The sequence below is a fragment of the Streptomyces sp. NPDC087440 genome (assembly GCF_044744005.1).
In the GTDB taxonomy this organism is placed as follows: Bacteria; Actinomycetota; Actinomycetes; order Streptomycetales; family Streptomycetaceae; genus Streptomyces.
Window position 1 is genome coordinate 231,934 of the sequence record NZ_JBIUXN010000007.1, and the last position, 19,992, is coordinate 251,925.

General features: G+C 72.5%; 18 protein-coding genes. 9 read left to right on the forward strand and 9 right to left on the reverse strand.

From position 1 onward, the window contains the following. Positions 1-179: 179 nt before the first annotated feature. Positions 180-1,898 carry a citramalate synthase gene (gene cimA, locus ACIO3O_RS17335; protein ID WP_401746306.1) on the reverse strand — a complete coding sequence of 573 codons (1,719 nt, stop codon included), beginning with the start codon at positions 1,896-1,898 and terminating at the stop codon, positions 180-182. A 325-nt stretch (positions 1,899-2,223) separates the two neighbouring features. Further along, entirely contained in the window at positions 2,224-3,441 is a 1,218-nt protein-coding gene (locus tag ACIO3O_RS17340; RefSeq protein WP_401746308.1) for a hypothetical protein, read from the reverse strand. A 144-nt stretch (positions 3,442-3,585) separates the two neighbouring features. Here ACIO3O_RS17340 and ACIO3O_RS17345 point away from each other — a divergent pair, with 144 nt between their 5' ends. After that, entirely contained in the window at positions 3,586-4,410 is an 825-nt protein-coding gene (locus tag ACIO3O_RS17345; RefSeq protein ID WP_401746311.1) for an endonuclease/exonuclease/phosphatase family protein, read from the forward strand. Further along, complete coding sequence (locus ACIO3O_RS17350) at positions 4,407-5,576, forward strand: amidase (protein WP_401746313.1); 1,170 nt, start codon at positions 4,407-4,409, stop codon at positions 5,574-5,576. Before ACIO3O_RS17345 ends, ACIO3O_RS17350 begins: the two co-directional genes overlap by 4 nt. A 452-nt stretch (positions 5,577-6,028) precedes the next feature. On the opposite strand, the gene ACIO3O_RS17355 is transcribed toward ACIO3O_RS17350, so the two are convergent. From ACIO3O_RS17355 to ACIO3O_RS17365, 3 genes are all read right to left on the reverse strand, one after another. Next, on the reverse strand, positions 6,029-7,120 hold the full coding sequence (locus tag ACIO3O_RS17355) for a branched-chain amino acid aminotransferase (protein WP_401746314.1): 1,092 nt from the start codon (positions 7,118-7,120) through the stop codon (positions 6,029-6,031). A gap of 249 nt (positions 7,121-7,369) precedes the next feature. Beyond that, positions 7,370-8,413, reverse strand: a complete 1,044-nt coding sequence (locus tag ACIO3O_RS17360; RefSeq protein ID WP_401746317.1) for a 3-isopropylmalate dehydrogenase — start codon at positions 8,411-8,413, stop codon at positions 7,370-7,372. Positions 8,414-8,499: 86 nt separating this feature from the next. After that, positions 8,500-8,652 (reverse strand): hypothetical protein, encoded by a 153-nt coding sequence (locus tag ACIO3O_RS17365; protein WP_401746542.1) that lies wholly within the window; start codon positions 8,650-8,652, stop codon positions 8,500-8,502. A gap of 323 nt (positions 8,653-8,975) precedes the next feature. On the opposite strand from ACIO3O_RS17365, the gene ACIO3O_RS17370 reads away from it, so the two are divergent. After that, the gene (locus ACIO3O_RS17370; protein ID WP_401746320.1) at positions 8,976-9,338 is read left to right on the forward strand and encodes a PadR family transcriptional regulator; all 363 of its coding nucleotides are present in this window, start codon (positions 8,976-8,978) and stop codon (positions 9,336-9,338) included. Next, complete coding sequence (locus ACIO3O_RS17375; RefSeq protein WP_401746322.1) at positions 9,338-10,084, forward strand: hypothetical protein; 747 nt, start codon at positions 9,338-9,340, stop codon at positions 10,082-10,084. Before ACIO3O_RS17370 ends, ACIO3O_RS17375 begins: the two co-directional genes overlap by 1 nt. A 13-nt stretch (positions 10,085-10,097) precedes the next feature. Here ACIO3O_RS17375 and ACIO3O_RS17380 read toward each other — a convergent pair whose 3' ends face one another. Then, positions 10,098-10,652 carry a GNAT family N-acetyltransferase gene (locus tag ACIO3O_RS17380; RefSeq protein WP_401746325.1) on the reverse strand — a complete coding sequence of 185 codons (555 nt, stop codon included), beginning with the start codon at positions 10,650-10,652 and terminating at the stop codon, positions 10,098-10,100. Between the two features lie 100 nt (positions 10,653-10,752). Between ACIO3O_RS17380 and ACIO3O_RS17385 the strand changes: the two genes are divergently transcribed. Genes ACIO3O_RS17385 through ACIO3O_RS17395 form a run of 3 tightly spaced genes read left to right on the forward strand, consistent with a single transcriptional unit; the run spans position 10,753 to position 13,669 of the window. Continuing rightward, on the forward strand, positions 10,753-11,355 hold the full coding sequence (locus ACIO3O_RS17385) for a CDP-alcohol phosphatidyltransferase family protein (RefSeq protein ID WP_401746326.1): 603 nt from the start codon (positions 10,753-10,755) through the stop codon (positions 11,353-11,355). Continuing rightward, positions 11,352-12,401 carry a phosphatidate cytidylyltransferase gene (locus ACIO3O_RS17390; RefSeq protein WP_401746329.1) on the forward strand — a complete coding sequence of 350 codons (1,050 nt, stop codon included), beginning with the start codon at positions 11,352-11,354 and terminating at the stop codon, positions 12,399-12,401. The genes ACIO3O_RS17385 and ACIO3O_RS17390 overlap by 4 nt, the downstream gene beginning before the upstream one ends. Beyond that, entirely contained in the window at positions 12,401-13,669 is a 1,269-nt protein-coding gene (locus ACIO3O_RS17395) for a lysophospholipid acyltransferase family protein (RefSeq protein ID WP_401746332.1), read from the forward strand. The genes ACIO3O_RS17390 and ACIO3O_RS17395 overlap by 1 nt, the downstream gene beginning before the upstream one ends. Here the strand turns inward: ACIO3O_RS17395 and ACIO3O_RS17400 are convergent. Beyond that, the gene (locus ACIO3O_RS17400; RefSeq protein WP_401746335.1) at positions 13,641-14,066 is read right to left on the reverse strand and encodes a hypothetical protein; all 426 of its coding nucleotides are present in this window, start codon (positions 14,064-14,066) and stop codon (positions 13,641-13,643) included. The genes ACIO3O_RS17395 and ACIO3O_RS17400 overlap by 29 nt on opposite strands. A 427-nt stretch (positions 14,067-14,493) precedes the next feature. Here ACIO3O_RS17400 and ACIO3O_RS17405 point away from each other — a divergent pair, with 427 nt between their 5' ends. Then, the gene (locus tag ACIO3O_RS17405; RefSeq protein ID WP_401746337.1) at positions 14,494-15,321 is read left to right on the forward strand and encodes a DUF1206 domain-containing protein; all 828 of its coding nucleotides are present in this window, start codon (positions 14,494-14,496) and stop codon (positions 15,319-15,321) included. Between the two features lie 613 nt (positions 15,322-15,934). On the opposite strand, the gene pruA is transcribed toward ACIO3O_RS17405, so the two are convergent. After that, a complete protein-coding gene (gene pruA / locus ACIO3O_RS17410; protein ID WP_401746340.1) occupies positions 15,935-17,566 on the reverse strand; it encodes an L-glutamate gamma-semialdehyde dehydrogenase in 1,632 nt (543 codons plus the stop codon). 94 nt (positions 17,567-17,660) lie between these two features. Further along, positions 17,661-18,587 carry a proline dehydrogenase family protein gene (locus ACIO3O_RS17415; protein WP_401746341.1) on the reverse strand — a complete coding sequence of 309 codons (927 nt, stop codon included), beginning with the start codon at positions 18,585-18,587 and terminating at the stop codon, positions 17,661-17,663. 193 nt (positions 18,588-18,780) lie between these two features. Here ACIO3O_RS17415 and ACIO3O_RS17420 point away from each other — a divergent pair, with 193 nt between their 5' ends. After that, a complete protein-coding gene (locus tag ACIO3O_RS17420; RefSeq protein WP_401746344.1) occupies positions 18,781-19,974 on the forward strand; it encodes a PucR family transcriptional regulator in 1,194 nt (397 codons plus the stop codon). The last annotated feature ends 18 nt before the right edge of the window (positions 19,975-19,992 follow it).

Sequence of the window (19,992 nt, forward strand, 5' to 3'; positions counted from 1 at the left end):
GTGCACGGTGGGAACCGTGTGGACTCCGTGACGGCCGGGGACAGTTGATCCGCTCCCCGAACTCTTGTGCACCCCCGGACCCCGGAGATGGCTTGATCACCAGCACACGTGACGAGTTCACACCCCTTGACGGAGGGTGAACGAGCGCTTACTAGTTGCGCATTGAACCTGCCGGAGGTCTATTCCGTCGGTTCGACGCCCGCCCGCAGCAGTCCGTACGTGTACGCGTCCTCCAGTGCCTGCCAGGACGCCGCGATGACGTTCTCGGCGACGCCGACCGTCGACCAGTCGCCGGAGCTGCCGGAGCTGCCGGAGTTGCCGCCGTCGCCGGTGGTGATGAGGACGCGGGTGGTGGACTCGGTGCCGTGGGTGCCCTCCAGGATGCGGACCTTGTAGTCCACCAGCTCCAGCTTGGCGAGCTGCGGGTAGATCCGTTCCAGGCCGACGCGCAGCGCCCGGTCCAGGGCGTTGACCGGGCCGTTTCCCTCGGCGGTGGCGACGATGCGCTCGCCCTTGGCCCACAGCTTCACGGTCGCCTCGTTGGCGTGCGTGCCGTCGGGGCGGTCCTCGACGATGGCCCGCCAGGACTCGATGCGGAAGTAGCGCCGGGCGCGCCCCTCCGCCTCCTCGCGCAGCAGCAGCTCGAAGGAGGCGTCTGCGGCTTCGTACGTGTAGCCCTTGAGTTCGCGCTCCTTGACCCGGGCGACGACGCGGCCGACCAGCTCGCGGTCGTCGCCGAGTTCGACGCCGAGCTCCTTGCCCTTGAGCTCGATGGAGGCGCGGCCGGCCATGTCGGAGACCAGCATCCGGATGCGGTTGCCGACCAGGTCGGGGTCGATGTGCTGGTACAGGTCGGGGTCGACCTTGATGGCGGAGGCGTGCAGGCCCGCCTTGTGCGCGAAGGCCGAGACGCCGACGTACGGCTGGTGGGTGGAGGGGGTGAGGTTGACGACCTCGGCGATGGCGTGCGAGATGCGGGTCATCTCGCGCAGGGAGCCCTCGGGGAGGACCTGCTTGCCGTACTTGAGTTCCAGGGCGGCGACGACGGGGAAGAGGTTGGCGTTGCCGACGCGCTCGCCGTAGCCGTTGGCGGTGCACTGGACGTGGGTGGCGCCCGCGTCGACGGCGGCGAGGGTGTTGGCGACGGCGCACCCGGTGTCGTCCTGGGCGTGGATGCCCAGGCGCGCCCCGGTGTCGGCGAGGACGGTGGCGACGACGGCCTGGATCTGGGCGGGGAGCATGCCGCCGTTGGTGTCGCAGAGGATGACGACGTCCGCACCGGCCTCGGACGCCGCCCGCACGACGGCCTTGGCGTACTCGGGGTTGGCCCGGTAGCCGTCGAAGAAGTGCTCGCAGTCGACGAAGACCCGGCGGCCCTGCTCGCGCAGGTACGTCACTGTGTCGCGCACCATCGCCACGTTCTCGTCCAGCGTGGTGCGCAGCGCCAGTTCGACGTGCCGGTCGTGGGACTTGGCGACCAGGGTGACCACGGGCGCACCGGACGCGACCAGCGCCTTCACCTGCGGGTCCTCGGAGGCCTTGGCCCCAGGACGGCGGGTCGCGCCGAAGGCGACGAGCTGGGCGTTGCGGAAGGTGATCTCCTGCTGGGCGCGGGAGAAGAACTCGGTGTCGCGGGGGTTGGCGCCCGGCCAGCCGCCCTCGATGAAGCCCACCCCGAAGTCGTCCAGATGACGGGCGATGGCCAGCTTGTCCGCGACGGTCAGGTTGATTCCCTCGCGCTGGGCGCCGTCGCGCAGCGTGGTGTCGAAGACGTGGAAGCCGTCGTCGGGCTTCGAGCCGCCGTCAGGGCTCTCCGCGTTGCCTGCGCTGTCTGCACTGCCTGCGCTGTCTGCATTGCCTGCATTGGCTGCACGGCCTGCACTGCCTGCGGTCGTCATGCTGTCTGACTCCTGTCGGGTCCTGGGAGGAGCTCCCAGGCTGCGGAATGGCTTGCTCCACTTGCCCCCATCTTCGCGTGCGCCTCGCCCTCGGCCCTGTTGGGGCCGGAAAACGAAAAAACCCCTCGCGGGTGCGAGAGGTCTGCGCGCGGGTCTGGAGCTCGGTGGCCGCGCCGTACGGGCTGGTGGGCGTACGGGACGGTCACTGCGGACCGGCGCGCCTGCTGCCGATAATCATGGCGGACGAGGACACGGGGGCAGTCTGGCACACGGCTGCCCCCGTGTCTCAGGGCGTCTCAGAATGCGGTCCGCATCCCCTGGGGGCTCACTTCAGGTGGCGTACGAAGAGGTCCCACTGGCCGTTGGTGTCGCCGGGGACGAACTTCCCCTCGTCGTCCCCCGTGAAGGCGACGGTCGAGGCGTCCGCACTCATGGCACCGTCCCCCGTGCCCGTCGGCTTCCCTTCGGCGTTCGGGCTGGCCAGGGTCGAGGCGCCGGTGGTCAGGTCCCGTACGTACAGCGCGCTCTGCCAGTCGGAACCCACCACGTCGACCAGGACCTTTTTGCCGTCGCGCGAGATGCCGCGCGCCAGCGTCGTGTCGGTGGGCGAGAGGCCGTCGACCCGGCTCAGCTTCCCGGTCTTCAGATCGCGGACGAATGCGTGGTAGCCGCTGGTGGGCGGACCGGGGACGACGTTGGTGGCCAGCGACGTGAACGTGACCCTGCTTCCGTCGCCGCTGATCAGCGCGTCGCTGGACTGGTGGTCGGCTGCGGCCCCGTTGTGGGTGGCGTCCGCCTGGACCCTCTTGCCGGTGGCACGGTCCCAGACGTAGTGGTCGCTCCAGTCGCCGCCGACCGGACCGTTGGCGTACTGGTCGGCGTAGACCACCTTGGTGCCGTCGTCACTGATCGATTCGACGAAGCAGGAGCGCTGCCAGTGGTTCGGCTTCTCGCTGGTCCGGACGGTCTTCCCGGTCTGCCGGTCCAGCAGATAGACCCTGCCGCCGTCGCCCGCCCCGGCCGGAGTGGCGTCCGTCGGCCCGGCGTCGAGGGCGACGAAGCGGCCGTCGGCGTTGATCTTCGCGGTGCCGGTGACCCGGTATCCGTCCGACAGCTTGGGGTCGAGACGGACGGTCTTGCCGGTGGTCAGGTCCCGGAGGTGCAGCGTGTAGACGTAGTCCGCGCCGCGGGCGCTGAAGGTCAGATAGCGGCCGGTGGAGCTGAGCCCCGGGCTGGACGTCTGCTTGCCCGGCACGGACACCCGGACGAGCCCGTTGCTGCCCGGCTTGCGGACGAACACGTCCTCGGTGTCCGGGGTGTCCCCCGTGACCAGGTTCGACGCGTTCGAGGCGAAGGCGATGGTCCGGCCGTCGGCGCTCAGTACCGCGTTGCGCGACGACTTGTCGGCCTGCGCACCACCGGGTCCGGTGCTGAGCTTCTCGGTGCGCGGGGCGAGCGGACTGGCCGAGGCGCTCGGGAGCGCCAGGGCGGTGAGGGCGGCGACCAGGGCCGCGCCGAGGGCGGTGCGCGTTGCGGCGTGCATGGTGGAACTCCCCGTGGGTGTGCGGTTGTTGTGCCGTACGGGACACAAGACGCGCACGAACCGCGATCGGTTCGCAGCCCGGGCGGCGATGTCCGAATTCCGGTGCCCGGCTTCCGGCGTACGGGGTGCCGGTAGGTTCGGCGCATGCGCGTACTGACGTGGAATCTGTGGTGGCGGTTCGGTCCGTGGGACGCCCGCCGAAAAGCGATCCTGGACGTGTTGCGGGAGCAGCGGCCCGACGTCGTCGTCCTCCAGGAGGTGTGGGCCAACGACCGGGAGAACCTGGCCGGTTGGCTCGCCGAGGAGCTCGGGCTCGGGCACTGGACGTGGGTGCGGTTCCAGGAGCCGCGGCACTGGCAGCGGCGCACCGACGGCGACACCTCCGACATCGGGGTGGCCGTCCTCAGCCGGTGGCCGATCGGCGAGGAGGCCTCGGTGCGGCTGCCCGCGGACGGGGCCCCCGACAACGGGCGGATGGTGCTGTACGCGCGGGTGGATGCCCCCTTCGGGCCTGTGCCGGTGTTCACCACGCACCTGAACTCGGCCGTGTACGACTCCGCGACGCGGTGTGTGCAGGTGCGCGCCCTGCACCGGTTCGTGGCCGAGCACCGCGGCGACGGGCCGTTCCCGCCCGTGGTCGCCGGTGACTTCAACGCCTGGCCCGACGCGGACGAGATCCGGCTGATGGGCGGGTACAAGACCGCGCCGCCGGTGCCCAAGCAGGTCTTCGTGGACGCCTGGGAGTACGCGGAACCGGGCGCTCCGTACGCCACCTGGGACGCCGGGAACGGCTATCACACGCCCGGTCCCAGTACGCGGATCGACTATGTGTTCCTGGGGGTGCCGGGCCCCGGCGGGCTGGGCGCGGTGGAGTCGGTGGCCCGCTTCGGGCATGGCGCGGTGGACGGGGTGTGGCCGTCGGACCACGCCGGTGTACGGGTGGACCTGGCGACGGGAGCGACGGCATGAAGGCGGTCGAGCTGGCCGAACGGGACGCGGAGATACGGGCGTTCGTGACGTATGCCGATCCGCCGTCCCAGGCTGCGGCGGGGCCGCTGAGCGGAGTCGCGGTCGGGGTGAAGGACATCGTCCGGGTGGACGGGATGCCCACGGGAGGCGGTTCCGCGCTGCCGCCGGAGGCCCTCGCCGGGCCGCAGGCGACCGTCGTCAGCAGGCTGCTGGCGGCGGGGGCGTACGTGGCGGGCAAGACGGTGACGGCGGAGTTCGCGATCCTGGCCCCCGGGCCGACCCGCAACCCGCACAACCTGGCGCACACGCCCGGCGGTTCGAGCAGTGGCTCGGCGGCGGCGGTCGCGGCGGGCCTGGTGCCGCTGGCCGTCGGCACGCAGACGGTCGGCTCGATGATCAGGCCTGCGGCGTACTGCGGGGTGGTCGGCTTCAAGCCGACGTTCGGGCGGATTCCGGTGGACGGGGTCATCCCGAACGCGCCGTCGTTCGACACGTTGGGCCTGTACGCGGCGGACGTGGCCGCAGTGGCGGTCGCGGCGGGGGTGGTGTGCGACGGGTGGACGGAGCCTGAGTCTCTGACGCCGCCTGTTCTCGGGGTGCCGGACGGTCCGTACCTGGAGCAGGCCTCGGCGGAGGCGCGGGACGCCTTCGAGGGGCAGGTGCGGGGGCTGCGGGCCGCTGGATACGAGGTGCGGCGGGTGTCGGTGATGGCGGACTTCGAGGAGGTCCGCCGTCAGCTCTTCACCATGAACCGGTACGAGGCGGTGCGCTCGCACGCGCCGTGGTTCGAGGAGTACGGGCACCTGTACCGGGAGGAGACGCTGGCCGTCCTGCGGGAGGGTTCCGGCATTTCCGATGCGGCGTACGAGGCGGCTCGCGCGGACCGGGAACGCTTCCGGGAGCGGATCGCGGGGGCGGCGCGGGAGGCGGGGGTCGACGTGTGGGTGACCCCGGCGGCCCCGGGGCCCGCACCGGCGTCGCTGGCCACGACCGGGAGTTCGGTGATGTCCCTGCCGTGGAGCCACGCGGGGCTGCCGTCGGTGTCGCTCCCGGCGGGGAGGGCGGGGAACGGGCTGCCGCTCGGGGTGCAGTGTGTGGGGGCGGCGGGGCGGGACGAGGGGTTGCTGGTGTGGGCGGGGGGGTTGGCGGGGGCGCTGCGGGGGTGAGGGGGGGGCATGCCGTGCGGGGTGACGGGCTTGCTGCGGCAGGGCCCTCCTCGTGCCGCACCCGGCACCCCGGCTTGCTGCGGCGGGGCCCTGCTTGTGCCGCACCCGGCACCCCGGCTTGCTGCGGCGGGGCCCTGCTTGTGCCGCACCCGGCACCCCGGTTGCCTGCGGCGCTGCCCCGGTCCCGCCCCTTCACCTAAAGCGCTTGGCCGCGCGGCTTGTGGTGGGCTGGTCGCGCAGTTCCCCGCGCCCCTGATGGCATGCCCTCCGGGCAGCCATCCCCCCAGCCCCCTTGGGCGGCGGGGCCGCCCCCCGGGGGCGGGACGGGCGGGCAAGGGGGCGGCCCGCCCGATACGGGCCCGCCCCGGTACCGGCCCCTGCCCGCACCCGGGACCCCGCCCCGGTACCGGCCCCCGCCCGCACCCGGGCCCCCGCCCCGCCCCCGCTCCGGCCTACGCCAGCTCGTGCATCCAGCCGTGCGCGTCCTCCGCCGCCCCCGTCTGGATCTCCAGCAGCGCCTTCCGCAGCGCCATCGTCACCCGGCCCGGCTCGCCGTCCGCCGTCGTCCACTCGGCGGAGGCCGACTTCACGTGGCCGACGGGGGTGATGACCGCCGCCGTACCGCAGGCGAAGACCTCGGTCAGGGCGCCCGACTCGGCATCCGCCCGCCACTGGTCGGTGGAGATGCGGCCCTCGGAGGAGGTGTAGCCCAGGTCGCCCGCCAGCTTGAGCAGGGTGTCGCGGGTCACGCCCGCGAGGAGCGAGCCCGTCAGCTCGGGGGTGACGATCTTGTCGCCGTACACGAAGTACAGGTTCATGCCGCCCATCTCCTCGACCCACTTGTGGTCGAGCGCGTCCAGCCAGACCACCTGGTCGCAGCCCTTCTCGGCGGCCTCGGCCTGCGCGAGGAGGGATGCGGCGTAGTTGCCACCGGTCTTGGCGTAACCCATGCCGCCAGGGACGGCGCGGACGTAGTTCTCCGAGAGCCAGACCGAGACGGGCTTGACGCCGCCCGGGAAGTAGGCCCCGGCCGGGGAGGCGATGACGAGGAAGAGGTACTCGTTGGCGGGGCGGACGCCCAGGCCGACCTCCGTGGCGATCATGAAGGGGCGCAGGTAGAGGGACTCCTCGCCGCCGTGCTGCGGGACCCAGGCCTCGTCCTGCTTGACGAGCGCGTCGCAGGCGGCGATGAAGGTCTCGATGGGGAGCTCCGGCATCGCGAGGCGGTGCGCGGAGGACTGGAAGCGCTTGGCGTTGGCCTCCGGGCGGAAGGTGGCGACCGAGCCGTCGGGGCGGCGGTAGGCCTTCAGGCCCTCGAAGATCTCCTGCGCGTAGTGCAGGGTCATGTTCGCCGGGTCGATGGACAGCGGCGCGTACGGCACCAGCTGCGCGTCGTGCCAGCCGCGGCCCTCCGTCCAGCGGATGGTGACCATGTGGTCGGTGAAGTGGCGGCCGAACCCGGGGTTGGCGAGGATCGCCTCGCGCTCCGCTTCGGACAGCGGCGTGGAAGAGGGCTTGAGCTCGATCGTCGTGGGCGTCGTCATGAGTGCGTGTCCTTCACCGGTTTGTTTGGAAGTGGGCCGCGTCACGCCTTCCGTCACAACTAGGACGTCCGAGCTTCCTCTCCTACCGCGACCCTGCGTTCGATTATCGCGCGCGCAGGGGTGGGTACGAAATGGGGTCTTTGACGTGGGGTGCGGCCCAGGGGTCGATGGTCGCACCCGGGGCCGGAAAAGGAACAGCCGCCGGGTGTCGGGACCCGGCGGCTGTCGAAGCGGAGTGGCAGTCGCGGGTCAGCCCGCTACTCGGGCCGCGAGCGCGTCGCCGATCTCGTCCGTGGTGCGGACGACGGAGGCGGTGCGCTCGGCGAGGTCGGCGGAGACCGCCTCCTCGATGCGGGCGGCCTCGGGCTCGTAACCGAGGTGGCGGAGCAGGAGTGCGACGGAGAGGACCGTGGCCGTCGGGTCGGCCTTGCCCTGGCCCGCGATGTCGGGCGCGGAGCCGTGCACGGGCTCGAACATGGACGGGAACGCGCCCGTCGGGTTGATGTTGCCGGAGGCGGCCAGGCCGATTCCGCCGGAGACGGCGGCGGCGAGGTCGGTGAGGATGTCGCCGAAGAGGTTGTCGGTGACGATGACGTCGAAGCGCTCCGGCTGCGTGACGAAGAAGATCGTCGCGGCGTCGACGTGCAGGTAGTCCGTGGTGACGGACGGGTACTCGGCGGCGATGCGGTCGAAGGTGTTCTTCCACAGGTGGCCGGCGTAGACGAGCACGTTGTTCTTGTGGACGAGCGTGAGCTTCTTGCGGGGGCGGGCCGCCGCGCGCTCGAAGGCGTCGCGGACCACGCGCTCCACACCGTACGCCGTGTTGAGGCTGACCTCGGTGGCCACCTCGGCGGGCGTGCCGGTGCGCAGGCTGCCGCCGTTGCCCGTGTAGGGGCCCTCGGTGCCTTCGCGTACGACGACGAAGTCGATGTCCGGGTCACCGGCCAGCGGCGTCGAGGTGTTCGGGAACAGCTTCGACGGGCGGAGGTTGATGTAGTGGTCGAAGGCGAAGCGCAGCTTCAGGAGCAGACCGCGCTCCAGGACGCCGGACGGGACCGAGGGGTCGCCGATCGCGCCGAGGAGGATCGCGTCGTGCTGCTTCAGGGCGTCCATCTCCGCGTCGGGAAGGGTCTCCCCCGTGCGGTGCCAGCGCCGGGCGCCGAGGTCGTACTCCTTGGTCTCCAGCTTCACGTCCTGCGGGAGTACGGAGTTGAGGACCTTCAGGCCCTGGGCCACGACCTCCTGGCCGATGCCGTCACCGGGGATCACTGCGAGATTGATGCTGCGAGACATGTCCGGGACCCTACTCCGCGTCCCAGGGGATGACACGTCGCGTCCGCCATGTGGACGCGACGCTCACCCCTCGCATCGCGTACGGCTCAGTGGCCGGTCTCGCCGCCGTTGTCACGGCGGTCCAGGGCGCGCTGGAGGGCGGCCGCGGCCTGCTTGCGGTCGGCGGCCTCGGTGGAGCGGGAGGCGTGGCGGACCCGGCGGGTGGTGGTGGAGTGCATGGTCATCGAGGTCTCGGACATGGGGATCGACTCCTTCAGAGGCATGGGAATGCGCGAGGGGACTGCTGCATCTGTGAGGCGCCGGAATGAGGCGGGGGGCGGGTGCGGCAGGGGTTGCCTGCTTCGGGGCACCGGCCCGCGGCCGCCATTCGCTGATGGAGCGAGACGTTCGGCTCCTACAAAGCTAGGGCAGGTACGGGCAGCTGTCTCCACAATTACTCGGACTTCCTACTATCTGAGACGCGATCACACCAGACCCCTTGCGGCGCTTGATGTGTCATTGCCAGCTAGCTGACACCGCCGACTAGGTTGCATTCCTACCTAGGTGGTGGTGTCATGTCCGTATGGCTGCCGCACACCGCACCCCTGACCGCCGGTCGAGCTGGCTCAAGGGAGTCCTCGACCTCCTCGTCCTCTCCTGCCTCACCGAGGGCGAGAGCTACGGGTACGAGATCTCCAAGGCCCTGGCCGGGGCCGGACTCGGGGACATCAAGGGCGGCACGCTCTACCCGGTCCTCAACCGGCTGGAGGAGGCCGGGTACGTCGTCGGGGAGTTCCGCGCCGCCGAGCGCGGCCCGGGACGCCGCTACTACCGGCTCACGGGTGAGGGACGTACCGCACTCGCCGAACAGACCGGCGCCTGGCTGGACTTCCACGCGTCGGTGCGCACCGCGCTCACCGCATCGCTCAGTACGGGGGAATCATGATGACTGCCAACGACACCTACTTCGACCGGCTGGGCGCTGCCCTGCGCGCGGCGGGCATGCCCGGCGACGAGGCGGAGGCGACCGTCGCCGACCTGACCGCGTACGTCGCGGACGGCGAGGACGTCGATCCGGCCGAGGAGTTCGGGGGCCCCGAGGAGTTCGCGGCCCGGCTGACCGGCGGCGCCCCCGTGGAGGAGCCCGCCGCGCGGGCCGAGGTCTGGAAGTGGACCTGCGACCTCTACAACGACCGCCAGTTGCTCAACCGGTACGGCGACGAGGGCTGGGAGGTCGAGCGCATCGACCGGATGGGCCGGTTCGTCTGCCGCCGCGACCCGTCGGCGGCGCTGCGCTGGGAGTACCGGCGCGAGATCGCCAACACTGCGCAGGAGCGGGCGGCCAGGATCGCCGAACTGGCGCCCGAGGGGTGGGAGCCGGGCGGGCACTGGCTGTTCTCGCTCTACTTCAAGCGGCCGAAGGCGGCCAGCGCGGGACCGGCGGGCGGGCTGGACACGCTGCCCGAAGCGCCGGCCGGGCACGTCCTGCTGGGGGTGCGCGTCCGGAGGCTGATGCTGTTCACCGGCCTGATGGTGATCTTCTTCGCGGTCATGGTCACCACCGGTGTCGTCGACCTCTCCCGGCCCTTCTTCCTGTACGCCCTGCCGGTCGCGCTGGCCGTGGGCGGCGGGCTCGGCTACTACGGCACCAGGCGGGACGCGCGCCGGGGCGTGGCGGACCCGGAGAAGTAGCCGTCGGCCGCGCTCACAGCACGTCGCCGTCCCGCCAGTCGAAGAAGAGCGTGGCGTCCGGGTCCGGGAGGGTGCGGCCGAGTGCGGGACGTACGTACGTCGTGCCTTCCTCCTCCGGCAGGGGTACGACACCGGTCGGGCCCAGCGCGGCCAGGCCGCCGGGCCACACCTGCCAGCCCCGGCCCGCGTAGAGCGCGGCCCCCGCGTCGGACGCGGACAGGGCGCCCAGGACGTACGCGCGGTCGACGAGGTCCTCCAGGGTCGCCATGATCCGCCCGGCCAGGCCCTGCCGACGTGCGTCGGCCCGTACGGCGACGGCCTCGACGTATCCGATCCGCAGCGAGTGTCCCCGGTGCAGGACGCGGCGCGGGACGAGGCTGCCGTGCGCGACGGCCGAGCCGTCCCGGGGGTCGGTGATCAGGGCGTGCAGGCCGCCCAGCGCGTGGTCCCAGTCCTCCTCGGCGAAGTCGCCGTCGAAGGCGTCGTCCAGGAGGGCGCGGATCGCGGCGAGTTCGGCGGATTCGAGGTGGGCGGTGTGGGCGGTGCGCGGCGCAGGGTACTCAGTCATGCGCAGCACTCTCGCAGGCCCCGTGCGTGACAGGTACTCAGGCGCCGTTTGAGTAGCTGCGCCGTGTCGTACGGCCGTGCCCCGCACCAGAGTTGGGGCCATGTCCACGAAGACCTCCCCCTCCTCCGCCGGGGCCGGGCTGTACGCCCTGAAACCCTGGTACGCGGCCCGGCTGTCCGGGGTCCGCGCCCGGCTCGCCCGCCGGGGCGTGTCGCCCGACGCGCTGACGGCGGCAGGGGTGGTGTGCGCGGCCGGGGCGGCGGCGACGCTGGCCTGGCTGCCCGCGCCTGGGGCGGCGCTCCCGGTGGCCGTGCTGCTGGCGGCCCGGCTCGCCTTCGCGAACCTGGACGGGGCGCTGGCCCGCGACACGGGCCGCACGACCCGGCGCGGGGCACTCCTCAACGAACTGGGCGACCGAGCCGCCGACTTGATTGTCCTGGCGGGTTTCCTCACCCTCGCCCCGCTGTGGCTGGTGGCGGTCGCCGCCCTGGCCGCCACGCTTCCCTCCTGGGTCTCCCTGGCGGGGGCGGCGGCGGGGGCGGAACGCCTGAACGGCGGCCCGGTCGGCAAGACGGAACGCTGCCTGCTGGTGGTCGTGGCGGCGGCGGTACCGGGCTGGGCCTTCGGCGTGCTGGCGGTGCTGGCCGCGGGCTCGGCCCTGACGGCGGTTGTCCGCTGCGCCCGCCTGTGGCGGTCGCTGTGAGCGCGCGGGTGCCGGTGCTGGTGGCGGGGGTCCTGGCCGTGAGCGGGGTGGCGCTCGCCCTGGTCCCCGCACGGGTACGGATGCGGGCCGAACTCTGGAGGCGCTGGCGGACCTGGGCCCTGGCGGCCCCGCTGTACGTGGGCGCCCTGTGGCTCGGCACCCCGGGCGCGGTCGCCCTGGCGGCGGGCCTGGGCCTGGTGGGTGTCCTGGAGTACGGCCGGATGACGCTTCCAGCGCGGGGCGCAGCAACGGGAACAATGCCTTCCCTGGCCAACCCCCACGCTCCCCCCGCCAGCTCGTGGGCGCGGGTTCCGCCGGGGGCGGAACGGGCGGGCACGGGCGGACCGGCTCGGCGCCGGACGCCCCTCGTCGGCCCGCCCGCACCGCCCATACCGCTCGGCAGCGACACCGGCTCCCACCCCGACGACCGCCCCATCCCGCCCCGGTACGCCGACCTCCTCCCCCTGGCCGCAGCCGCCCTCACCCTCCCCGCCCTCGCCCACCTCGCCCCCCACGCCCTCGACCTCCGCACCGCCGCCCTGCTCCTCCTCGCCGCCGCCCTCCCCGCGATCCTCACCGGCGACGCCGAACACGGCTTCACCCGCACCGCCCGCACCGCCTTCGGCATGCTCTGGATTCCGCTGCCCCTCACCGGCCTCGTCCTCCTCGGGCAGGACACCGCCCTGGCCGTCGGCCTCGCGGTCGCCCTCGGTGACGTCGGCGCCTGGTGCGGCGGCACCGCCCTCGGCCGGCGCGGACCGCTGGCCCGCCGCCTCTCCCCCATCTCCCCGAACAAGACCTGGGCCGGAGTCGTCGGCTGCGCGGCAGCAACTGCCGCCGCCCTCACGGCAGTCGGCGCCTTCACCCCCACCCTGTGGGCGGCGGTCCTCCTCGGCTGCCTCCTGGGCGATCTCCTGGAGTCCCTGGTCAAGCGGGAGTCCGGCGTGAAGGACGCGGGCTCCTGGCTGCCCGGCTTCGGCGGCCTGCTCGACCGTATCGACTCCCTGCTCCTGGCCCTCCTGTTCGCGATGGCGGTGACCCTCTGATGCGTACGAAGCTGCGTACGACGCTGCGCGGGACCCTGCGCACGACCACCCGCACGGCCACCCTCCCCTCCCTGACCGCCAAGGACCTCACCGTCCCCGCCCCGCGCCGGGGCACGGCGTTCCTGCGCCGCGCCCTGTGGTGGGGCGTCCTCACCCTCACCGGCGGCGTCGAGCGCCGGGGGCGGCTCCCCCGGGGCGGCTGCGTCGTCGTCGCGAACCACTCCTCGCACGCCGACACCGCCGCCCTGCTCGCCGCGCTCGACGCCCGGCACACCCCGGCGATCGGCGCGGCGGCGGACTACTGGTTCGCCTCCCCGTGGCGCAGCCGGATCTGCCGCCGGCTCGCGGCGGGTTTTCCCGTACGCCGCAAGGGCGGTGGCATGGACGACCTCCTCGCGATGAGCGACGACCTGCGGGCGGGCCGCGCGGTGGTCCTCTTCCCGGAGGGCACCCGCACCAGCGGGGCCGACGCCGGGCTGGGCTCCTTCCACCGGGGTGCGCTTCTCCTCGCGGAGCACGCGAACGTCCCCGTCGTCCCGGTCGGCATCGCGGGCACCGACCGCCTCCTCCCCAAGCACGGCAAGCTGCGCTCCACCCTGGTCCGCATCCGGATCGGCGACCCGCTGCCGCCGACGGTCACCCCGGAGGAGGCCCGCGAGGCGGTGGCCGCACTCCATCGCCGTACGAACGACGAAACCCTCCGGGACTCGGTGGTACGCCGCCGGATCGCAGCCGTCGCCGCTTCCCGGTGGGGGCTGCCACTCGCCTTCCTCTGGGCGGGCGCGGAGGCCCTGAGCTGGCCGCTCATGCCGGAACTCCTCCTCGCCGTCGCGTGCGTGGCCGCTCCGCGCGCCGCCCTGAAGCTCTCCTTCACCGCCCTCGCGGGCAGCCTCGCCGGAAGCCTCCTCGCGCTCCAACTGGCGGCCACCGGCGTGCACTTGCCCGCTCCCCTCACCACCGACCGCATGCACGCCACCGTCCGCACCCAGCTCGCCACCGAAGGCGCGGCCGCCGTCCGCCACCAGCCCTGGAACGGCATCCCCTTCAAGGTGTACGCGGCCGAGGCGGGCCGCGCGGACGCCCCCGCCGGCGCCTGGCTGCTCGCCTCCGCCCAGGCGCGCGGCACCCGCACCCTCACGGTGGGACTGGCCTTCGCCGCCTTCGGGATGCTGATGCGCCGCTGGCGGAGGTTCTATCCGGGGTACGTGGTCCTGCTCGGCACGGGTTTCACGGTCGCCCTCACGCTGATCGTCCTCGGATGGAGCTGAGCTGCACGGAATGCAGATAGGCATCCGGAAGGTGACTGCGCCACAACCTCAACGAGCGGTACGACGGCCCCCCGGCCAGCGCCTCCTGCACCTCGTCCTGCGGGTACCCGCACACGTCGACGCCGTCCAGCACGACGGGCACGGCGGCGGGCCCGAGCGGAGGCCCCACCCGCTCCAGGTACACGGTGTTCAACCCCCCTCCCCTCTCCCCGCCCACCAGCAACTCCAGCCCCTCGTACACGGCCCCGAAGGACCACTCCAGCCCGCACACCCACGCCTCCCGCACATCACACAGCGTCGCAACGGCCCACTGGGCGTCCCGCTCCCCCATCCCGAAGGCAAGCGTCCCGGCACCGCACGGCAGGACCAACCCTTCCTCCGGCCGCACCTCGAACATCGCCCCTCCCCTCTGGAGGGAACCCCTCGGTCCCCTCGCGCCGTCCCAGCCGCAGGAAGAGTGGACACCGAGACCGCCCCGGAGGCAACGACGAGGTTCGGACCGCGCAGCTCCCCACCGCCGCCGGAACCCGACCCTCTGCCGGAGGCAGCGCCGGATCCTGTCCCCGTACACGAACAGGACCTGCTCTTCTCGCACCCGGTGTCGCCCGAATGACCGCCCTTGCAAGGCCGTCGCCGAGTTCGGCCGGAATCAGGCCGTGAACGAGTTCCTCCACCAGCGCTGCTCCCCCGACCCGGGCCCCGACCTCGACCTCGACCTCGACCTCTGAGGCCTCGCAGCACCTACCCCTACGCGCACGCGTTCGTTTCCGTACCCCCACCCGGGGCACACGCCTGCCGACGAGAGAGGCTGGAGGCGAACCCGTATGAACGCCACGAGTGCGACCGGAACGGCAAGGCGGGCCGCCCGCAGCGACACCATGAAGTACGCGGCCCGCGCGGGGTTCGCCGCGCGCGGGGTGATCCACCTGCTCATCGGGGCACTCGCGCTGCAGATCGCCCTCGGCGGCGGAAGCAAGTCCGCCGACCAGGGCGGGGCACTCGCGGAGATAGCGGAGAAGCCGTTCGGGAAGGTCCTGCTGTGGGCCCTGGGCATCGGGCTGCTCGCGATGTCCCTGTGGCAGTTGACGGAGGCGGTGTTCGGCTCGGTGGGCCCCGACGGCGACAAGCCGAAGAAGCGCGCGCTGGCCGCCGTCATGTTCGTCTTCTACGGCTTCGTCTCGTACTCGGTGCTGGCCTTCGCCGTCGGCAGCAAGAGCAGCGGCGACGGTGCCAGCGACAAGGAGTCGCAGGACATCACGGCGAAGGCGATGGAGCTCCCGGCCGGGCAGTGGCTGGTCGGCGTGGCGGCGCTGGTGGTCGTCGGGATCGGCGTGGGCATCGCCGTCCAGGCGATCCGGCGCAAGTACCACAAGGAACTGAAGATGGGCGAGATGTCCCGCCGGACCCGGCAGTTCGTGGACGTCACCGGTGTCGGTGGCGGGGTGGCACGCGGCCTGGTCTTCATGGTGGCCGGCGGCTTCGCGGTGGCGGCAGCCGTGACGTTCGACGCGAACAAGGCCAAGGGCATGGACGACACGATCCGCAGCTTCCGGGAGACCCCGGTGGGCCCGTGGCTGCTGGTGGTGCTGGCGGTGGGGCTGATGCTGTTCGGCGTCTTCTCCTTCGCGATGGCCCGCTGGCGCAAGCTCTGACGCCTACTTCGACGCCTGTCTGCGGCTCCGCCGCGCTGGGCGCCCCTTCAGGGGCGCGGGGAACTGCGCGCCCAGCCACCCACTCACCCGCACGGAACCGTCCCATGCCCCCGCGGGTTTAGGTGAAGGGGCGGGGCTGGGGACCCCCTTGCCCCGGCGGGGCAGAGCTGCGCATGCCCGGTGCCGGGAGGCGGGCCCGGAACCCGGGCGGTGACGCGCGTCCGGCACAGGGGCTGGGCCAAGGGGCGGCACCCGGGTGGGCCGGGAGCGGGAGGAGCCGCCCCCTTGCCCGCCCGTCCCGCCCCCCGGGGGCGGCCCCGCCGCCCAAGGGGGGCTACGGGGAAGGGGTAAGGGGGACGGGGCGGCTTCGCCGCAGGGGACATGGCTGCCCGGAGGGCATGCCGTCAGGGGCGCGGGGAACTGCGCGACCAGCCACCCACAAGCCGCGCGGCAAAGCGCTCCAGGTGAAGGGGCGGAGCCCAAGGGGCCCGGGGCGGAGGAAGGCCTCCGGAGTCGGGGCGCTCGCGCCCCCGGGTATGGCACCGCCCCCGTCCGATGTGGGGTCGGACGGGGGCGGGGTTCAAGGGCGCCGCCGAAGCGGCGCGCACGGGCCTCAGCCCTGGTGCGGGTAGCGGTAGTCGGTCGGCGGGACCAGCGTCTCCTTGATGGCCCGCGTCAGCGTCCACCGCTGGAGGTTCTGGGGGGCGCCCGCCTTGTCGTTCGTACCGGAGGCGCGGCCTCCACCGAACGGCTGCTGGCCGACGACCGCGCCCGTCGACTTGTCGTTGATGTAGAAGTTGCCCGCGGCGAAGCGCAGCTTCTCCATCGTGTGGGCGGCCGCGGCGCGGTCGTTGGAGATGACGGCGCCGGTCAGGGCGTAGTCGGAGACCGACTCCATCTGCTCCAGCATCGCGTCGTACTGGTCGTCCTCGTACACGTGCACGGCCAGGATCGGGCCGAAGTACTCGGTCGTGAAGACCTCGTTGGCCGGGTCCGAGCACTCGATGACGGTCGGGCGCACGAAGTAGCCCACCGAGTCGTCGTACGTGCCACCGGCGACGATCGTGCACGACGGGTCCGCGGCGGCCCGGTCGATCGCGGCCTTGTTCTTCGCGAAGGACCGCTCGTCGATGACGGCGCCGATGAAGTTGTCGAGGTTGGTGACGTCACCCATGGTGATGCCGTCGACCTCGGCCGCGAACTCCTCCTTGAACCCGTCGTTCCAGATGGAGGCCGGAACGTAGGCGCGCGAGGAGGCCGAGCACTTCTGGCCCTGGTACTCGAAGGAGCCACGGGTCAGGGCCGTCTTCAGGACGGCGCGGTCGGCGCTGGGGTGCGCGACGACGAAGTCCTTGCCGCCCGTCTCGCCGACGAGACGCGGGTACGTGCGGTACTTCGCGATGTTCTCGCCGACCGTCTTCCACAGGTACTGGAAGGTCGGGGTGGACCCGGTGAAGTGGATGCCGGCCAGGTCGCGGTGGTTGAGGGCGACCTCGGAGACGGCGATGCCGTCACCGGTGACCAGGTTGATGACGCCCTTGGGCAGCCCGGCCTCCTCCAGGAGCTGCATGAGCAGCACGGCGGCGTGGGTCTGCGTCGGGGACGGCTTCCACACGACGACGTTGCCCATCAGGGCCGGGGCGGTGGGGAGGTTGCCCGCGATGGCCGTGAAGTTGAACGGCGTGATCGCGTACACGAAGCCTTCGAGCGGGCGGTGGTCCATGCGGTTCCACACGCCGGGCGCGTTCGCCGGGGGCTGCTCGGAGAGGATGTCGCGGGCGTACTTGACGTTGAAGCGCCAGAAGTCGACGAGCTCGCACGGGGTGTCGATCTCGGCCTGCTGGGCGGTCTTCGACTGGCCGAGCATGGTGGAGGCGGCCAGCGTCTCGCGCCAGGGGCCGCTCAGCAGCTCGGCGGCGCGCAGGATGATCGCGGCGCGGTCGTCGAAGGACATCGCGCGCCACGCCGGGGCGGCGGCCAGGGCGGCGTCGATCGCGTCCTGGGCGTCCTGGGTGGTGGCGTTGGCGTACGTACCGATGACGGACGTGTGGTTGTGCGGCTGGCGGACGTCGAAACGGTCGCCGCCACCCATCCGCTTCTCACCGTTGATGGTGCACGGCAGGTCGATCGGGTTCTCGGCCAGCTCCTTGAGCTTGGCCTCCAGGCGGGCGCGCTCCGGCGAACCGGGGGCGTAGGAGTGCACCGGCTCGTTGACCGGGGCGGGGACCTGGGTCACTGCGTCCATGTGTTCCTTGGCTCCTTGCGTCGGGGTGTCGTCGGGGACGAGAAGTGTGGGGGGGCGGGGTCCGGGGGACCCCGGGGTGGATCCCGTGGGGGGATCAGTTCTTGGTGAGGACCGAGCGCCCGAAGAAGAGCAGGTTCGCGGGCTTCTCGGCGAGGCGGCGCATGAAGTAGCCGTACCAGTCGGTGCCGTACGCCGTGTAGACGCGCATCCGGTGCCCCTCGGCGGCCAGCCGCACGTGCTCCTCGCTGCGGATGCCGTACAGCATCTGGAACTCGTACTCGTCCAGCTTGCGCCCTGCGCGGCGGCCCAGCTCCTGCGCGATGGCGATCAGGCGCGGGTCGTGGGACCCGATCATCGGGTAGCCGTCGCCCTCCATCAGGATGCGCGTGATGCGGACGTACGCCTTGTCGATCTCGGCCTTGTCCTGGTACGCGACGGAGGAGGGCTCCTTGTAGGCGCCCTTCACGATGCGCACGCGGCTGCCGTTGGCGGCCAGGCGGCGGGCGTCGTCCTCGGTGCGGAAGAGGTACGCCTGGATGACGCAGCCGGTCTGCGGGAAGTCCTTCCGCAGCTCCTCGTGGATGGCGAACATCGAGTCGAGGGTGGAGTGGTCCTCGGCGTCCAGGGTGACCGTCGTGCCGATCGCGGCGGCGGCCTCGACGACGGGACGGACGTTCGCGAGGGCGAGCTCGTGGCCGCCCTCCAGCGCCTGCCCGAACATGGACAGCTTCACGGACATCTCGGCGCGGGTGCCGAGCCCCAGGTCCTTGAGGTGCGCGATCAGGTCGAGGTACGCGTCACGGGCGGCGTACGACTGCTCGCGCGTCGTGATGTCCTCGCCGACGACGTCGAGGGTCACTTCGAGGCCCTTGGCGGCGGCGTCCTTGACGATCGGCACGACCTGGTCGACGGACTCACCGGCGATGAACCGGTCCACGACCTGCTTGGTGCCCGGCGCAGCCGAGACGAAACGGCGCATCTGGTCGCTGCGCGATGCGGCGAGGATCACGGGACCCAGCACGGGGCACCTCCACGAATAAGTGTCGAAGGGGCCGTCTACCAGGTCTTTTGTGACAGAACTGGGACGGCACGGATAACCACGGTGAAATCTAGGTATCGCGCCGAGCCTGGACTATCGACAGCTGTCACGCATCCGGAAGCCCTGCCTCATACAGATGTCTGAAGATGCCGTGGGCCGGTGCGAGAATGGGGGCGTGAATGCCGATTACCAGGACCTGGTCGACGAAATCTCCGCGCTCCTCGGCGCCCCCGCCACCCTGGAGGACCGGGATTTCCGGCTGATCGCCTTCGGCGCGCACGACAGCGAGGACGCGGGCGCCATGGACCCGGTCCGCACCCGCTCGATCCTGACCCGGCGCTCCACCTCGGAGGTCCGCGCCTGGTTCGAACGCTTCGGCATCACCTCCGCCGCGGGCCCGGTCCGCATCCCGGCGGACCCGGCGGCGGGCGTCCTGCGCGGCCGCCTCTGTCTTCCCGTACGTCACAGGGGCACCGTCTACGGGTACGTCTGGCTGCTGGCCGCCGACTCCGAAGGCGGCGCGGCGCCCTCCCTGCCCGACGCGTCCCTCGACGCCGCGATGACGGTGTGCGGCCGGATCGGGGCCCAGCTCGCGGACGAGGCCCGGGCCCGCGCCGACCTCGGCCCCCACCTGAACGCCCTCCTGACCTCCGACTCCGACGAACGCCGCGCTTCGGCCCTGGCCACACTCTCCGCTCCACTGGGCGCGGGCGGCCCCTACGGACTCCTGTGCGCCGCCCCGTGGCAGGACCCCGTCCCGGGTGTGCGTACGGTCCCGGGCGCTTCCGTGCTGACCCTGGTCCCGGTGCCGGGCGCGTCCGGTCCGCGCCTGGCCGCGCTGGTCCGGCTGAGTGCGGGCGCGGACCTGGGCCCGGCGCACGGGGCGGCGCGGGCGCTGCTGGGGTCCGGCGCGGGCACGAGTGCGGGCGCGGGTGCGAACGCGGCCGCCGGCCGGGCCGTCGGCCTCAGCACCCCGGTGCGCAGCCTCGCCGACCTGCCCGCCGCCTGGCGCGAGGCGTCCGCCGCCGCCCGGGCGGCGCTGGCCCGCCCTCACCTGGGCCCCGTGGCGGAGTGGTCGGCCATCGGCCCGTACCGCCTGCTGGCAGCACTCCCCGACAGCGGCCCCGGCCACCCGGTGGACCCCGCCGTCAGCCCCCTCCTCACCCCCGCGCACGCCGAACTGGCCCGCACCGCCGAGGTGTTCCTCGACTGCGCGGGCCAGGCGGGCCGCACGGCTACGGCCCTGAACATCCACCGCCAGACCCTCTACTACCGGCTCTCCCGGGTGGAGCAGCTCACCGGCCTCGACCTGCACGAGGGCGAGGACCGCCTCCTCCTCCACATGTCCCTGAAGGCCGCCAAGCTCTGAGCCGTCGGCCGTCCCTGT

What these genes read in the sequence shown, in the direction of transcription:
- cimA (WP_401746306.1), bottom strand. Translation starts at nt 1,898, where the DNA reads ATGACGACCGCAGGCAGTGCAGGCCGTGCAGCCAATGCAGGCAATGCA.
- ACIO3O_RS17340 (WP_401746308.1), bottom strand. Translation starts at nt 3,441, where the DNA reads ATGCACGCCGCAACGCGCACCGCCCTCGGCGCGGCCCTGGTCGCCGCC.
- ACIO3O_RS17345 (WP_401746311.1), top strand. Translation starts at nt 3,586, where the DNA reads ATGCGCGTACTGACGTGGAATCTGTGGTGGCGGTTCGGTCCGTGGGAC.
- ACIO3O_RS17350 (WP_401746313.1), top strand. Translation starts at nt 4,407, where the DNA reads ATGAAGGCGGTCGAGCTGGCCGAACGGGACGCGGAGATACGGGCGTTC.
- ACIO3O_RS17355 (WP_401746314.1), bottom strand. Translation starts at nt 7,120, where the DNA reads ATGACGACGCCCACGACGATCGAGCTCAAGCCCTCTTCCACGCCGCTG.
- ACIO3O_RS17360 (WP_401746317.1), bottom strand. Translation starts at nt 8,413, where the DNA reads ATGTCTCGCAGCATCAATCTCGCAGTGATCCCCGGTGACGGCATCGGC.
- ACIO3O_RS17365 (WP_401746542.1), bottom strand. Translation starts at nt 8,652, where the DNA reads ATGTCCGAGACCTCGATGACCATGCACTCCACCACCACCCGCCGGGTC.
- ACIO3O_RS17370 (WP_401746320.1), top strand. Translation starts at nt 8,976, where the DNA reads ATGGCTGCCGCACACCGCACCCCTGACCGCCGGTCGAGCTGGCTCAAG.
- ACIO3O_RS17375 (WP_401746322.1), top strand. Translation starts at nt 9,338, where the DNA reads ATGACTGCCAACGACACCTACTTCGACCGGCTGGGCGCTGCCCTGCGC.
- ACIO3O_RS17380 (WP_401746325.1), bottom strand. Translation starts at nt 10,652, where the DNA reads ATGACTGAGTACCCTGCGCCGCGCACCGCCCACACCGCCCACCTCGAA.
- ACIO3O_RS17385 (WP_401746326.1), top strand. Translation starts at nt 10,753, where the DNA reads ATGTCCACGAAGACCTCCCCCTCCTCCGCCGGGGCCGGGCTGTACGCC.
- ACIO3O_RS17395 (WP_401746332.1), top strand. Translation starts at nt 12,401, where the DNA reads ATGCGTACGAAGCTGCGTACGACGCTGCGCGGGACCCTGCGCACGACC.
- ACIO3O_RS17400 (WP_401746335.1), bottom strand. Translation starts at nt 14,066, where the DNA reads ATGTTCGAGGTGCGGCCGGAGGAAGGGTTGGTCCTGCCGTGCGGTGCC.
- ACIO3O_RS17405 (WP_401746337.1), top strand. Translation starts at nt 14,494, where the DNA reads ATGAACGCCACGAGTGCGACCGGAACGGCAAGGCGGGCCGCCCGCAGC.
- pruA (WP_401746340.1), bottom strand. Translation starts at nt 17,566, where the DNA reads ATGGACGCAGTGACCCAGGTCCCCGCCCCGGTCAACGAGCCGGTGCAC.